We start from the raw sequence: 13942 nt of genomic DNA, 5'->3' as shown, positions 1-13942 counted from the left end.
GTAGCCGGGCATGACGGATACCGACGGAGGATGCGATGAGCGCAGTGGAGCAGGCCGAGGGCGCGAGCCGCAGTCTCGGACAGCTGTTCGCCTCCGCCACGGCGGAGATGTCCGCCCTGGTGCATGACGAGATCGCCCTCGCCAAAGCGGAACTGCGTGAGGACGTCAAGCGGGTCGGCCTCGGCAGCGGCGCGATCGTGGGCGCCGTCACCCTGGCGTTCTTCGCCCTGCCGATGTTCAGCATGGCGGCGGCCTACGGCATCCACGCCCTCGGGCTGGGTCTGGCCTGGTCGTTCCTGATCGTCGGCGGCGCGTACGTGCTGATCGCCCTGATCCTCGGGGTGTTCGCGCGGGCGAAGTTCAAGAAGGTGAAGAAGCCGGAGCGCAGCATCGCCTCGGCCAAGCAGACGGCAGCCGTACTCCAGAGCGTCAAGCCGCATCCGCGCCCCCTGGAGTCCAGGACCACCGACGACCTCAAGGTGTGACACGCTCAGCTTCATGACGGTCGCTGGTAATTCCTCGGTTGCACGGCTCGACGGACCCTGGACTCACCGGGATGTCGCCGCGAACGGCGCGCGCTTCCACATCGCCGAGGCCGGCGACGGCCCGCTGGTGCTGCTGCTGCACGGCTTCCCGCAGTTCTGGTGGAGCTGGCGGCACCAGCTGACGGCGCTCGCCGACGCGGGTTTCCGCGCGGTCGCGATGGACCTGCGCGGGGTCGGCGGCAGCGACCGTACGCCGCGCGGCTACGACCCCGCGAACCTGGCGCTGGACGTGACCGGGGTGATCCGCTCGCTCGGCGAGCCGGACGCCGCGCTGGTCGGCCATGACATCGGCGGCTACCTCGCCTGGACCGCGGCGGTGATGCGCCCGAAGCTGGTGCGCCGGCTGGCGGTGTGCTCGATGCCGCACCCCCGGCGCTGGCGCACGGCGATGCTCACCGACATGAAGCAGAGCGCGGCCGGCTCCTACATCTGGGGCTTCCAGCGGCCATGGCTGCCGGAGCGGCAGCTGATCGCGGACGACTCCGCGATGGTCGGACGGCTGATCCGGGACTGGTCAGGACCGCTGCTGCCGGACGAGGAGACGGTCGACGTCTACCGGCAGGCGATGCAGATTCCCTCGACGGCGCACTGCGCCGTCGAGCCGTATCGCTGGATGGTCCGCTCGATGGCCCGCCCCGACGGCATCCAGTTCAACCGGCGCATGAAGCGTCCGGTGCGGGTCCCGACCCTGCATCTGCACGGCTCGCTGGACTCCGCGATGCGCACCCGCAGCGCCGCGGGCAGCGGTGAGTACGTGGAGGCGCCGTACCGCTGGCGGCTCTTCGACGGGCTGGGGCACTTCCCGCACGAGGAGGACCCGGTCGCGTTCTCGACCGAGCTGATCAACTGGCTGAAGGACCCCGAGCCGGACCGCTAGTCACCCTGAAGAATCGGCCGCCGGACGGGACGTCAGACGGGTGGACAGTCCGGTACGACTGTCTGACGATCAGCCAAATGCCGGACGCATACGCCAATTGGCCGACCGCCGCACGATTACCGACCTTGGGGCGCGGGCACGTAGCTCGGTATGGGTTGGACGCACGACTACCGTGATGTATCACGCACCCGCCGCAATCTCGTCGCAGCTGTCAACCGCGCGACGCCTGTGGCCGTACTCCCCGAGGGGGAGCATCAGATCGGTATTCCCCGCATTCTCCGGCGGCGCGCCCGCTGGGTGGGCGCGCGCCTGCGGCACCCCCGTAGCGACTAGCGCCGGACAGGGCCTCAGGGACCCGGACAGGGCCTCAGGGGCCGTTCGGCCGATCCCGAACGGCCCGCAGGGACCTTGGAAGACCTTCTAGAGCGCGCAGCCCTGGCTGTCGACCTGGCGGTCCGCCGTGCGGCCCGCGGTGATGTCGTCGCGGATCTCGTCCGCGGTCAGTGCGTAGCCGGTGTCGGCGTCGTCGAGGGACTTGGCGAAGATGACGCCTGCCACCCTGCCGTCCGGGGTCAGCAGCGGGCCGCCGGAGTTGCCCTGGCGCACCTTCGTGAACAGCGAGTAGACGTCGCGGTGCACGGTGCCCCGGTGGTAGATGTCCGGGCCGTTCGCCTGGATGCGGCCGCGTACCCGGGCCGCACGGACGTCGAAGCCGCCGTTCTCCGGGAAGCCCGCCACGATCGCGTCGTCGCGGCTGTGCGCGTCGCCCGCGGTGAAGTTCAGCACGGGTGCGTTGAGGGACGGCACCTCCAGGACGGCGATGTCGCGCTGCCAGTCGTAGAGGACGACGCGGGCGTCGTAGAGCCGGCCCTCGCCGCCGATCTGCACGGTGGGCTCGCTGACCCCGCCGACGACGTGGGCGTTGGTCATCACCCGGTCCCTGGCGAAGACGAAGCCGGTGCCCTCCAGCACCTTGCCGCAGCTGGGCGCGGTCCCGACGACCTTCACGATGCTCCGACGGGCGTCGTTGACGACCGCGCTGCTCGCGAGCCTGGGATCGGGCGCGGGCACCGAGGTGATCGGTTCGCTGCCGAACGGGCTGAAGACCTGCGGGAGGCCGTTCTGCGCGAGCGTGGAGCTGAAGTCGGTGAACCAGTTGTCGGCCTGCTGCGGGATGACCCGGGAGACGCCGAGCAGGACCTTCGAGGAGCGCACCTCACGGCCTATGGTCGGCAGCGCCGTGGTGGCCAGCGCGGAGCCGATCAGCCAGGCGACGAGCAGCATCGCGGCGACGTTAACCAGCGCGCCGCCGCCCGCGTCCAGCGCGCGGGCCGGTGACCACGTGATCTGGGTGCGCAGCTTGTTGCCCAGATGGGTGGTGAACGCCTGGCCGACCGAGGCGCAGACGATCACCACGACCACGGCGATCACCACCGCCACGGACCCCGGCGAGGAGTCGTCGGTGACCTTGTCCCAGATCATGGGCAGCAGGTAGACCGCTGCCAGGCCGCCGCCCAGGAACCCGATCACCGACATGACGCCGACGACGAATCCCTGGCGGTAGCCGACGACCGCGAACCACGCGGCCGCGAGCAACAGCAACAAGTCCAGCACGTTCATCTAGGTTGACCTCGCGAGGACGGTCCAGCTCGACCGGGGCAACGGCCGGGGTTCCCGGGGCTGCCCCCCAGGAAGACACAGCACGAGCACACGGTCTCATGCCGTTCTATGAGAGCGGCACCGTCCTGCCCCGGTCCCAGGGCTGCTCCCAGCCCGCGAAGTGCAGAATCTTGTCGATCAGACCGGCTGTGAATCCCCACACCACCGCGCCCTCGACGAGGAACGCCGGGCCGCGGAAACCGCTGGGATGGGTCATCGTCGCCCGATTGGCGGGGTCGGCGAGGTCCGCGACGGGGACCCGGAAGACCCGGGCGGTCTCGGCCTGGTCCACCGCGCCGACCGGGCTGGGAGTGCGCCACCAGCCGAGCACGGGTGTGACGACGAACTCACTGACCGGGATGTAGAGCCGCGGCAGCACGCCGAAGATCTGCACGCCCGACGGGTCCAGGCCGGTCTCCTCCTCCGCCTCGCGCAGGGCCGCGCGCAGCGGGCCGTCGCCCTCGGGATCGCCGTCCTCGGGGTCGAGGGCGCCGCCGGGGAACGACGGCTGGCCCGCGTGCGACCGCAGCGACGTCGCGCGCTCCATCAGCAGCAGGTCGCGGCCGTGCTCGCCCTCACCGAAGAGGATCAGCACTGCGGACTGCCGGCCCCGGCCGGACTCGGGCGGCAGAAACCGGCTGAGCTGCTCGGGGAGCACATCGCCCGCCGCGCGGGCCACCGGCTGCAGCCACTGGGGCAGCCCCTGGGTCGATACGGCCGCCTCGCCGCCACGTGTCGTCGTCATTCGCTCCCCTGCGTCATGGCCGCGGTGGCCGCCGGGGCGCCCAGCGCCGGAGCCGGGTCGCCCGGATAGTCGGGCGGTGGCTGCAGGCGCTGGCCGGGGGCACCGCCCAGCTCGTACTTCAGAAGCTTCTTCGCCTTCTCCGGGTCGGTCTCGCCCTCACCGTACGACGGGCAGAGCGGGGCGATCGGGCAGGCGCCGCAAGCCGGCTTGCGGGAGTGGCAGGTACGGCGGCCGTGGAAGACCACCCGGTGCGAGAGCATCGTCCACTCGCTCTTCGGGAAGAGCGAGCCGACCTCCTGCTCGACCTTCTCCGGATCCTCGGAGGTGGTCCAGCCGAAGCGGCGGGACAACCGGCCGAAGTGGGTGTCGACGGTGATCCCGGGGACTCCGAACGCGTTCCCCAGGACGACGTTCGCCGTCTTGCGGCCCACTCCCGGCAGCGTGACCAGGTCCTCCAGCCGGCTCGGCACCTCGCCGTCGAACCGGTCGCGCAGCGCCGTCGACAGGCCCAGCAGCGACTTGGCCTTGGCGCGGAAGAAGCCGGTCGGCCGGATCAGCTCCTCGAGCCGCTCCGGTTCGGCCGCCGCCAGGTCCTCCGGTGTCGGGTAGGCGGCGAAGAGGGCGGGGGTCGTCTGGTTCACGCGCAGGTCGGTGGTCTGCGCGGACAGGACCGTCGCGACGAGGAGCTGGAACGGGTTCTCGAAGTCGAGTTCCGGATGGGCGTACGGGTAGAGCTCGGCGAGCTCACGGTTGATCCGCCGCGCCCGGCGGACCAGGGCGATGCGTGATTCCGGTTTTTTGGCGGGCTTGAGCGAAGCTTGTTCGCTCACAGCGGAATCAGGGGTCCGGGTCACCCGCTTGGCCGTCCCACCCTGCCGTTTCTTCTGCGAACTCGGCGTATCAGACACCCGGCCAGCCTAAGGCTCGGCACTGACATCTGCCCTTGACCACAAGGAACCGACCCCCAATCGGACCCCCGGGGCACGTGCACGGCGATACATAAGACAGACTTGTGATTGATCGCACTGTTTTGCCAGCGGGCATCACGGGGATCATCCGGCGATGTCGACAAGGAGAGAGCTCGTGGACGACGTTCTGCGGCGCGCGGCGCTTTTTGCGGCGCTCGACGATGAGCAGGCCGCTGAACTGCGCGCCTCGATGACCGAGGTCACGCTCGCGCGTGGCGACGCGCTGTTCCACGAGGGAGACCCCGGGGACCGGCTCTACGTCGTCACCGAGGGCAAGGTGAAGCTGCACCGCACCTCCCCCGACGGCCGCGAGAACATGCTCGCCGTCATCGGCCCCGGCGAGCTGATCGGCGAGCTGTCGCTCTTCGACCCCGGCCCCCGGACCGCCACGGCCACGGCACTGACGGAGCTCAAGCTCCTGGCCCTGGGCCACGGTGACCTGCAGCCCTGGCTGAACGCCCGGCCCGAGGTCGCGACCGCGCTGCTGCGCGCCGTCGCGCGACGGCTGCGGCGTACCAACGACGTCATGTCGGACCTGGTCTTCTCGGACGTGCCCGGCCGGGTGGCCAAAGCGCTCCTCGACCTGTCGCGCCGGTTCGGCGTGCAGTCCGAAGAGGGCATCCACGTGGTGCACGACCTCACGCAGGAGGAGCTGGCGCAGCTCGTCGGCGCCTCGCGCGAGACCGTCAACAAGGCGCTCGCCGACTTCGCCGGCCGTGGCTGGCTCCGTCTGGAGGCGCGCGCGGTGATCCTGCTCGACGTGGAGCGGCTCGCCAAGCGCAGCCGCTGACCGAACCACCTGCCGAAGGCCCCGCCCCTCACCGGGCGGGGCCTTCGGTGCGTCCAGAGGGCGCCTGGACCGCCTTCTGCGGGCCTGCGGCCCCCGGAGGCGTCCGTTCCGGCCGGTCAGCCTCCCGGGGTCACCAGACGGGCCTCGTAGGCGAAGACCGCCGCCTGGGTGCGGTCCCGGAGCCCGAGCTTCACCAGGACCCGGCTGACGTGGGTCTTGACGGTGGACTCGGCGACGACGAGGTGCGAGGCGATCTCGGCGTTCGACAGGCCCTGGGCGACCAGCACGAGGACCTCCGTCTCGCGGTCGGTCAGATCGCCGACCCGGTCCTGGGCCGGCGGCCTGGGCGTACCGAGCCGGGAGAACTCGGCGATCAGCCGCTTGGTGACGGCCGGGGCGAGCAGCGCCTCACCGGCGGCAACGATCCGTACGGCGTCGCCCAGCTGCCGCGCCGAGGCGTCCTTGAGCAGGAAGCCGCTGGCTCCGGCGCGGAGCGCCTGGTAGACGTACTCGTCCAGATCGAAGGTGGTCAGGACGAGGACCTTGGCGTCGGCGTCGGCCGCGACGATCTCGCGGGTCGCCTCCAGCCCGTTGACCTCGGGCATCCGGATGTCCATGAGGACGACGTCGGGACGGAGCGCGGCCACCTGGGCGATGGCCTCCCGGCCGTCCACCGCCTCCCCCACGACCTCGATGTCCTGCTGCGCGTTGAGCAGGACCGAGAAGCCCTCCCGGACCATCATCTGGTCGTCGACGATCAGCACCCGGATCGTCATACGGGGTCCCCGGTGGACTTGACCATGGGCCAGGGCTTCCGTTGCGGGTTCGGTTCGGGTTCCCGCTTCGCTCCGGGGTCCCCTTCCGGTTTCGGCTCCGGCTTCGGCTCGGCGGCCACCGGGATGAAGGCCGTCACCTCGTAGCCGCCTTCGGCGGTGGGTTCCGCCGTCATCTCGCCGCCCAGCATCGACACCCGCTCCCGCATGCCCAGCACCCCGTGACCGGCGCCGTGGGACGGCCTGACCTCCTCGGTGGCCGGGCCGTTGACCACGCGCAGGCCGAGGCCGCCGAGGACGTAGCCGATCTCGACGCGGGTGGCGGCGCCCGGAGCGTGCCGCAGCGCGTTGCTGAGCCCCTCCTGGACGATCCGGTACGCGGAGAGCTCCACGCCCTGCGGAAGCGTCCGGACGGCGCCGGTCACCACCTTGTCGACGTCCGCGCCCGTGTCCCTGACGTTGGCCAGCAGCGAGTCGAGGTTGGCGAGGGTGGGCTGCGGGGCCTCGGGGGCACCGCCGGCGAACGCCTCGGGGTTGTCGGCCCGCACGACGCCCAGGACGCGGCGCAGCTCGGTGAGGGCGGCCACCGCGTTCTCCCGGATGATCGCGAAGCTGCGGGTCAGTTCGGCCGGCGGGTCGTCGACGCGGTAGGGCGCGGCCTCGGCCTGGATCGCGATGACGGACATGTGGTGCGCGACGACATCGTGCAGTTCGCGGGCGATCGTCGTGCGCTCCTCCAGGACGGTGCGGCGCGAGCGCTCCACCTGGGTGACCGCGACCTGCTCGACGACCTTCGCCTGCGTCTCGCGCCAGCCCCTGATCAGCACCACGGTGAGCAGGACGAGGAACGACACGAACGCCATGGCGAAGGTGTCCGACTCCCGGCCGGGCGTCGTGAACGCGAACCCGGCGCCGAGAAGCACCGTCAGCAGCCACATCTCCGCCGCGACCCGGGGCCGGGTGCGGCCCGCGACGACGGCCATCACCACCAGGTGCGAGACGAATCCGGTGGCCGACCACGGCCACACCGAGAACTGGCCGGCCGCGGCGCCGCTGAGAAAGGCGGCCCCGAAGGACAGCCACCAGCCGCCGACCGGGCGGAACAGCACGGTGAAGAGCGGGATCCCGGTGAGGAGCGCGGCGGCCAGTGCCGCTCCGCCCCGCTCGCTCTCGAACTCGAAGCCCACCAGCATGAGGAAGCAGGCGAAGGCGGCCAGACAGGCGTGCGGCAGCAGGCGCGCGGAGTCGCGGAGCCGGTCGGGGAGACGGTGTACGACCGGGCCGTCGGTGGAGCGGGGCGGCAGCGGGCGGAAGGCGAAGGCGTCGGTGACCAGGTCGTCACGCAGCCCCTTCAGAGCGCTCCGGGCTATCCGGAGCTCGGTCCGCAAAGTGGTCTGGTCGGTGTCGGTCACGCTCACACACTAGGCAGCTCACGGCGGCGCGTCGTCCACACCGGAGCCGATCTCCCGGCATCCGTCTCAAGGACTACACGGCTCCGCCGGAAGGCGGCACGGACGGTCGCCGGCGCCGCCCGCTACCAGGCGAGTTGCGCTATCTCCTCGGCGACGACGGCGCAGGCGGCGGCAGCCGGGTCGATCAGCGGGAAGTGCCCGATGCCGTCCAGCACCGCCTCGGTGACCTCCTCGCCCGCCAGGGCCGCGGCTGCCGCGAAAGCCCTCGCGACCTGCGGCGGAACCTCATTGTCAGTGGTCCCCTGCACGATGGTTGTGGCGATACCGGTGGGCAGCAGCGCGGCGGGATCGGCGTGGGGCAGCCGCGCCGTGACGTGCTCGGGCCCGCCGAGGAACTGCACGACGGCGTCGGAGCACACCCCCAGCCGGATCGCGGACGCGAAGTCCGCGATCGGCGCGAGGGCGACGACACCGCGCAACGGGGGAGGCGAGGGGCGATGCCAGGGGGAATCGAGCGGAAGGGCGTTGCGGGCGGCGGCCCACAGCGCCAGGTGCCCGCCGGCGCTGTGCCCGGTGAGCACGACCCGCCGGGGGTCCACGGTGTCCGCGCCCAGCGCCCGCACCGCGAGCGCGGGCAGGGCGTCGACGGCGGCGGCGATGTCGTCGAGCGTGTCCGGCCAACGGCCCGCCGGCGGGGTCTCCTCGCGCGGGTAGGCGCTGCCGTCGCCGCCGGACGGCGGCTCCTCGCCGCCGCGGCGGTATTCCACCGACGCCACGGCGAAGCCGCGGCCGGCGAGGTACGCGGCGAACGGCGAGATGTGCCGGCGGTCGTAGCGTGCGCGCCAGGCACCGCCGTGCAGCACCACGACGAGCGGCGCGGGGACACCGGGCGCGGTACGCGGCCGGTAGAAGTCGGCGATCTGGTCGGGCAGTTCACCGTAGGCCGCGGTCACGTCCGGGGGGACGGCCGCGTGCGCGAAGGCCGATGCCTCCTCCGCCTCCGCACGCTTCGCGGCGGCGTCCGCCGGGCCGGGGCCGGCCGGGGCCGGCGCGCGGTGGGCGGCGTGCTCGGGCGTGGAGGCGGGCATCGGTTATCGGTTCCCTTCACCGGCGTCGTGGCCGGACGGCGCGCCGGCTTCGCCGCCAGCTTCCACGACCTCCGCGCCGGGCTTCGCACCGGCCTCCTCGTCGACCTCGCGGAGCACGTCGGCGAGCACCTGCGCGGCGCGTTCCGCGTCGGCGAACCGCGTGTAGAGCGGGGTGAAGCCGAAGCGCAGGACGTCGGGGCGCCGGTAGTCGCCCACGACACCGCGGGCGGTCAGCCGGCGCATGACCTCGCCGGCGTCGTCGCAGCGCAGCGCGACCTGGCTGCCACGGTGTTCGTGCGGGGCCGGCGTGATCGACGAGACCCGGCCGGCCGGCACGTACCGCTCGACGCAGTCGAGGAAGAAGTCGGTCAGCGCCAGGCTCTTGGCCCGTACGTCGGCGACGGCGACGCCGTCCCAGACGTCGAGCGCGGCGTCGAGGGCGAGCAGCGACAGGATGTCGGGCGTGCCGACGCGGCCGCGGACGGCGCCATCCGCGGGAAGGTAGTCGGAGCTCATGCCGAAGGGATCGGCGTGCGAGTTCCAGCCCGGCAGCGGCGAGTCGAAACGGGACTGCAGATCGCGGCGGACGTACAGGTACGCGGGCGCGCCGGGGCCGCCGTTGAGGTACTTGTACGAGCAGCCGACGGCGAGGTCCACCCCGTGCGCGTCGAGACCGACCGGCAGCGCGCCCGCGCTGTGGCACAGGTCCCAGACGACCAGGGCGCCCGCGGCGTGCGCGGCGGCCGTCGTACCGGGCAGGTCGTGCAGCCGCCCGGTGCGGTAGTCGACGTGGTTGACGAGCGCGACGGCGGTGCGGTCGCCCATGGCGTCCGCCATCGCCCCGGCCGCGACGGGCCGGACGGTACGGCCGGTCATCCGGGCCGCGGACTCGGCGAGGTAGCCGTCGGTCGGGAAGGTCGCTGCGTCCACGAGGATCTCGGTGCGGTCCTCCCCGGCCATCCGGACGGCCGCCACGACCGCCTTGAAGACGTTGACGCTGGTGGAGTCGCCGGCCACGACCTGGCCGGGGGCCGCGCCGATCAGCGCGCCGATACGGTCGCCGATCCGTTCGGGTGCGGTCCACCAGCCGCTCTCGTCCCAGGAGCGGATGCGCAGACTGCCCCATTCGCGCTCGATCACGTCCCGCAGCCGGGGCGCGACCGTGGTGGGGAGGGCGCCCAGGGAGTTGCCGTCCAGATAGACGGTCTCGTCGAGGGTGAACCGGTCGCGGATCTTCGCGAGCCCGTCGGCGGCGTCGAGCCGCCCGGCCTTCTCCCGCAGCGAGGCGTCAGACATGGCTGCGCGCCGTCCACAGCTCGGGGAAGACGTTCTTGGTGGCACGTTTCTCCAGCCACGCCACGCCCGCGGAGCCGCCGGTGCCCGTCTTGGAACCCATCGCGCGGCGGGTCGCCACCAGATGGTCGTTGCGCCAGCGCCAGACCAGCTCGGCGACCTCGGTCAGCGCCTCGCCCAGCCGCAGCAGATCGGCGTCACCGGCGGAGGCCGCGCCGGCCCCGGGAGTGGCCCCGGGAGTGGCCTCGGCGGCGGAGTAGATCCGCTGCCAGGCCCGCTCGACGGCCGGGTCGGGCTCGTAGCGCAGCGAGAGGTCGCGTTCGAGGAGTTCGGCGGGGATGTCGTGGCCGCGCCGCTGCAGCAGGCCGAGCACCTCGTCGTAGAGGCTCGGCTCGTGCAGGGCCTTCTCCAGCTCGGCGTGCACCCGCGGCGAGCCGCGGTGCGGGACGAGCATGGACGCCGACTTCTCGCCGAGCAGGAACTCCATCCGCCGGTACATCGCGGACTGGAATCCGGAGCCCTCGCCCAGCGCGCTGCGGTAGGCGTTGAACTGCCCGGGGGTGAGGTGCGCGAGCGGCTTCCAGGAGGCGTTGAGCGATTCGAGTTCGTAGGTGCTGCGCTTGAGCGCCGCCATCGCCGTCGGGATGTCGTCCTCGCGGAGCGCCTGCCCCGCGGTGTGCCACTCGTGGACGAGGACGGTGAACCACAGCTCCATGACCTGGGTGGTGACGAGGAAGACCATCTCGCCGGGGTCGTCGGAGAGGGTGTGCTGAAGGTGGGTGAGGACATCCGCCTGGACGTAGTCCTCGTAAGGGGTGGTGCCCTGGAAGTCGAGGTTCGGGGTCTCCGGACTCTCGGCCGGTGTTTCGGACATTTCCGTTCCCTTCAGGATCTCGGCCCGGGGTCGCCGGGCCACGCCGAGATCATCTGTCGAGTGCGGTGATTCGGCAAGGGCCTCAGGTCACGTGCGGGCCGCTGATGTAGCGCCCCTGGGAGTCGTACGGCCAGGCGTTCGGTTTACAGCCGTCGAGGCCCTTGATCTGCTGCATCATCGCGGGCGCGAGCTTGCCGGGGCCGGGGCAGCCCTCGTGGCCGTGGCCGAGGCTGTGCCCGACCTCATGGTTGATGATCAGGGCGCGGTAGTCGGAGATGGGACCGGTGAACGTCGGGGAGCCCAGGATCCACCGCCGGAGGTTCACCACCACACCGCCGGGGACCTCGCAGTTCAGCTCGTTGCCGGTGTCCAGGTGGATGGCGGCCAGGCAGAGCGCGTCGGCGGTGTCGGGCGTGGCTATCTTGATGACCAGGTCGGCGCTGCCGGACGACACCTGGCGGAAGCCGTGCTTGCCGTCATGGGCCCAGCTGCGGGGGTCGGCGAGGATCGCCGCCACCTCGTCCGCCGCCTGGTCGGCGGAGACCAGGATGCCGTCCTCGACCTGGACCCGGTACGTACGGATGAGGCCCTTGCCGACCGTTGAGCCGTCGCCCTTGCCCTTGCCCGCCTTGAAGGTGCCGGGGCCGGACTTCGGTACGGACGTCGACTTGCCGCCGCCCTTCGTCACGCTGGGCGACGTGGATGCCTTGGGGCTCTTGGCGGCAGCGCTCGGGGACACGTCCTTCGACGCGGTGGCGACCGGGGAGGACGCGGCGGGTGCCGCGGTCGGGGCCGACGCGTCCGCGACGTCGTCGGAACCACCGCTCCACCACGCGGCGACACCGCCGACCAGCAAGGCCAGCACGGTGAAGGTCAGCAGCAACCGCACACGCCGTTGGGCGCGCCGACGCCGGCGCGCGGCCTGGCTCCGGCTCCCCCGACGGCTGGGGCCTCGCTGTCGGTCGCCGCCGGCCACCGGTGCGTGATGGGTCAAAGCTCCCCCTGAAGGCGCCACCGGAGTGGCGGCCTCCCCGGCCGCCGACTGCTCCCACGGTGCTCACAGACAATGACGCTCACAATCACACATGGGTTCGGTCCAACGCCAAACCGCATGAATTTTTGTCAGCTTCTGCTGCAATTCGGGGGCAATCGGCGACCGGACGGGAGAAGGCGGCATCAGCCCAATACGTGGGTGACGTACGCGAGTTCCCTCACGCGTCGCACCACTGGTGCCGCCGGAGATCCCGTCGCCGGTTCCGTCAGCTGAGGGTGTCCGCCGCGGTCGGCGAGCTGTCGCGGAGGAAGGACGAGCAGCGCTCGTACTCCTCCTGCTCGCCGATCGCCTGCGCGGCGCGGGCGAGGGCGTGCAGCGCGCGCAGGAAGCCGCGGTTCGGCTCGTGCTCGAACGGCACCGGGCCGTGGCCCTTCCAGCCGGCCCGGCGCAGCGCGTCGAGGCCGCGGTGGTAGCCGGTGCGCGCGTAGGCGTACGACTCGACGACCCGGCCCCCTTCGAAGGCGTCGTCGGCGAGCTGGGCCCAGGCCAGAGAGGAGGCGGGGTACTTCGCGGCTACCTCGGAGGGCGCCGCCCCGGAGGCGAGCAGCTCGCGCGGCTCCGGGTCGTCGGGCAGATGGGTCGGGGGCGGACCCCCGAGAAGGTCTTTGTGAATGGCCATGCGTTCCAGTCTGCCCTGTCCCGGACAGCGCGCAGCCCCCCGGGCCGGAACGGCGGACCCGGGGGGCTGCGTGCGGAGCGGTACTGCGCGGTCGTGCCACGGAGCGGCACTCCGCAGTGGCGCCGCGAATTACTTGATCTTGTTGCCCGCGGAGCGCAGGTTCTCGGCGGCGACGACGACGCGCGCGGCCATGCCGGCCTCGGCGGACTTGCCCCAGACGCGGGGGTCGTAGACCTTCTTGTTGCCGACCTCGCCGTCGACCTTCAGCACACCGTCGTAGTTACGGAACATGTGGTCCGCGACCGGGCGGGTGAAGGCGTACTGCAGGTCGGTGTCGATGTTCATCTTGACGACGCCGTTCTCCAGGGCCTCGTTGATCTCCTCGATCGTCGAGCCGGAACCGCCGTGGAAGACGAAGTCGAAGGCGTTGGCCTTGCCGTGCTTCTCGGCGACCGCGACCTGGAGCTCCTTGAGGATCTCCGGGCGCAGGACGACGTTGCCCGGCTTGTAGACGCCGTGCACGTTTCCGAAGGACGCGGCCAGCAGGTAGCGGCCCTTCTCGCCCAGGCCGAGGGCCTCGACGGTACGGAACGCGTCGTCCGGGGTGGTGTAGAGGGAGTCGTTGATCTCGTGCGAGACACCGTCCTCCTCGCCACCGGTCGGGGTGATCTCCACCTCGAGGATGATGTTGGCCCTGACGGCCTGGGCGAGCAGCTCCTGCGCGATGGCGAGGTTATCGTTGAGGTTCTCCGCCGAGCCGTCCCACATGTGGGACTGGAAGAGCGGCAGACGGCCCGCGGCGACACGGTCCTGCGAGATCTTCAGCAGCGGACGGACGTACGCGTCCAGCTTGTCCTTCGGGCAGTGGTCGGTGTGCAGCGCGACGGTGACCGGGTACTTCTCGGCCACGATGTGCGCGAACTCCGCCAGCGCCACCGCGCCGGTGACCATGTCCTTGCTGTACTGGCCGCCCAGGAACTCCGCGCCACCGGTGGAGATCTGGATGATGCCGTCGCTCTCCGCCTCGGCCAGGCCGCGCAGCGCGGCGTGCAGCGTCTGCGACGAGGTCACGTTGATGGCCGGGTAGGCGAACTTGCCTGCCTTCGCCCGGTCGAGCATCTCGTTGTAGACCTCGGGGGTTGCGATGGGCATTTGTCCGCTCCTCGTGATGTGCGGGTCCTGATACTGCGGTACGACGTCTTTGTCGGCACCATCCTCCCAGAGAGCCGCTGGAACACCACCTCG

At 71.5% G+C, this 13942-nt stretch carries 14 protein-coding genes; 3 read left to right on the top strand and 11 right to left on the bottom strand.

The features are described 5' to 3' along the window. Positions 1 to 35 precede the first annotated feature (35 nt). Positions 36 to 485 carry a phage holin family protein gene (locus O3W51_RS22760; protein WP_138357078.1) on the top strand — a complete coding sequence of 150 codons (450 nt, stop codon included), beginning with the start codon at positions 36 to 38 and terminating at the stop codon, positions 483 to 485. Between the two features lie 13 nt (positions 486 to 498). Continuing rightward, on the top strand, positions 499 to 1422 hold the full coding sequence (locus O3W51_RS22755; RefSeq protein WP_138357077.1) for an alpha/beta fold hydrolase: 924 nt from the start codon (positions 499 to 501) through the stop codon (positions 1420 to 1422). Positions 1423 to 1842: 420 nt separating this feature from the next. On the opposite strand, the gene O3W51_RS22745 is transcribed toward O3W51_RS22755, so the two are convergent. The 3 genes from O3W51_RS22745 to nth form a co-directional block, all read right to left on the bottom strand. Further along, on the bottom strand, positions 1843 to 3042 hold the full coding sequence (locus O3W51_RS22745; protein ID WP_138357075.1) for a MarP family serine protease: 1200 nt from the start codon (positions 3040 to 3042) through the stop codon (positions 1843 to 1845). Between the two features lie 106 nt (positions 3043 to 3148). Beyond that, the gene (locus tag O3W51_RS22740) at positions 3149 to 3826 is read right to left on the bottom strand and encodes an NUDIX hydrolase (RefSeq protein ID WP_138357074.1); all 678 of its coding nucleotides are present in this window, start codon (positions 3824 to 3826) and stop codon (positions 3149 to 3151) included. Beyond that, on the bottom strand, positions 3823 to 4656 hold the full coding sequence (nth, locus tag O3W51_RS22735; RefSeq protein WP_244809324.1) for an endonuclease III: 834 nt from the start codon (positions 4654 to 4656) through the stop codon (positions 3823 to 3825). Before nth ends, O3W51_RS22740 begins: the two co-directional genes overlap by 4 nt. Before the next feature lie 253 nt (positions 4657 to 4909). On the opposite strand from nth, the gene O3W51_RS22730 reads away from it, so the two are divergent. After that, the gene (locus tag O3W51_RS22730) at positions 4910 to 5584 is read left to right on the top strand and encodes a Crp/Fnr family transcriptional regulator (RefSeq protein WP_138357072.1); all 675 of its coding nucleotides are present in this window, start codon (positions 4910 to 4912) and stop codon (positions 5582 to 5584) included. A 116-nt stretch (positions 5585 to 5700) separates the two neighbouring features. Here O3W51_RS22730 and O3W51_RS22725 read toward each other — a convergent pair whose 3' ends face one another. The 8 genes from O3W51_RS22725 to fbaA form a co-directional block, all read right to left on the bottom strand. Next, on the bottom strand, positions 5701 to 6360 hold the full coding sequence (locus O3W51_RS22725) for a response regulator (protein WP_138357071.1): 660 nt from the start codon (positions 6358 to 6360) through the stop codon (positions 5701 to 5703). Further along, a complete protein-coding gene (locus tag O3W51_RS22720; RefSeq protein ID WP_138357070.1) occupies positions 6357 to 7769 on the bottom strand; it encodes a histidine kinase in 1413 nt (470 codons plus the stop codon). Before O3W51_RS22720 ends, O3W51_RS22725 begins: the two co-directional genes overlap by 4 nt. 122 nt (positions 7770 to 7891) lie before the next feature. After that, entirely contained in the window at positions 7892 to 8857 is a 966-nt protein-coding gene (locus O3W51_RS22715; protein WP_138357069.1) for an alpha/beta hydrolase, read from the bottom strand. 3 nt (positions 8858 to 8860) lie between these two features. Next, entirely contained in the window at positions 8861 to 10153 is a 1293-nt protein-coding gene (kynU, locus tag O3W51_RS22710) for a kynureninase (RefSeq protein ID WP_138357068.1), read from the bottom strand. Then, positions 10146 to 11024: a tryptophan 2,3-dioxygenase family protein gene (locus O3W51_RS22705; RefSeq protein ID WP_269287235.1), complete on the bottom strand. Its 879-nt coding sequence runs from the start codon at positions 11022 to 11024 to the stop codon at positions 10146 to 10148. Before O3W51_RS22705 ends, kynU begins: the two co-directional genes overlap by 8 nt. A gap of 82 nt (positions 11025 to 11106) precedes the next feature. Beyond that, positions 11107 to 11913, bottom strand: coding sequence for a DUF3152 domain-containing protein (locus O3W51_RS22700; protein ID WP_244809322.1), 807 nt, complete (start codon positions 11911 to 11913; stop codon positions 11107 to 11109). Between the two features lie 370 nt (positions 11914 to 12283). Next, on the bottom strand, positions 12284 to 12697 hold the full coding sequence (locus tag O3W51_RS22695) for a DUF3151 domain-containing protein (protein ID WP_138357066.1): 414 nt from the start codon (positions 12695 to 12697) through the stop codon (positions 12284 to 12286). Between the two features lie 129 nt (positions 12698 to 12826). Next, positions 12827 to 13849, bottom strand: a complete 1023-nt coding sequence (gene fbaA / locus O3W51_RS22690; protein WP_138357065.1) for a class II fructose-bisphosphate aldolase — start codon at positions 13847 to 13849, stop codon at positions 12827 to 12829. Positions 13850 to 13942 lie beyond the last annotated feature (93 nt).

This window comes from Streptomyces sp. H39-C1, assembly GCF_027158125.1.
GTDB lineage: Bacteria > Actinomycetota > Actinomycetes > Streptomycetales > Streptomycetaceae > Actinacidiphila > Actinacidiphila fildesensis.
Note: the sequence above shows the minus strand (reverse complement) of the source record. Positions and strands in the feature narration are given on the sequence as shown.

Bases quoted from the DNA above. Each gene is read 5' to 3' on its own strand.
- O3W51_RS22760 (WP_138357078.1), top strand. From the start codon at position 36: ATGAGCGCAGTGGAGCAGGCCGAGGGCGCGAGCCGCAGTCTCGGACAG.
- O3W51_RS22755 (WP_138357077.1), top strand. From the start codon at position 499: ATGACGGTCGCTGGTAATTCCTCGGTTGCACGGCTCGACGGACCCTGG.
- O3W51_RS22745 (WP_138357075.1), bottom strand. From the start codon at position 3,042: ATGAACGTGCTGGACTTGTTGCTGTTGCTCGCGGCCGCGTGGTTCGCG.
- O3W51_RS22740 (WP_138357074.1), bottom strand. From the start codon at position 3,826: ATGACGACGACACGTGGCGGCGAGGCGGCCGTATCGACCCAGGGGCTG.
- O3W51_RS22725 (WP_138357071.1), bottom strand. From the start codon at position 6,360: ATGACGATCCGGGTGCTGATCGTCGACGACCAGATGATGGTCCGGGAG.
- O3W51_RS22715 (WP_138357069.1), bottom strand. From the start codon at position 8,857: ATGCCCGCCTCCACGCCCGAGCACGCCGCCCACCGCGCGCCGGCCCCG.
- kynU (WP_138357068.1), bottom strand. From the start codon at position 10,153: ATGTCTGACGCCTCGCTGCGGGAGAAGGCCGGGCGGCTCGACGCCGCC.
- O3W51_RS22705 (WP_269287235.1), bottom strand. From the start codon at position 11,024: ATGTCCGAAACACCGGCCGAGAGTCCGGAGACCCCGAACCTCGACTTC.
- O3W51_RS22695 (WP_138357066.1), bottom strand. From the start codon at position 12,697: ATGGCCATTCACAAAGACCTTCTCGGGGGTCCGCCCCCGACCCATCTG.
- fbaA (WP_138357065.1), bottom strand. From the start codon at position 13,849: ATGCCCATCGCAACCCCCGAGGTCTACAACGAGATGCTCGACCGGGCG.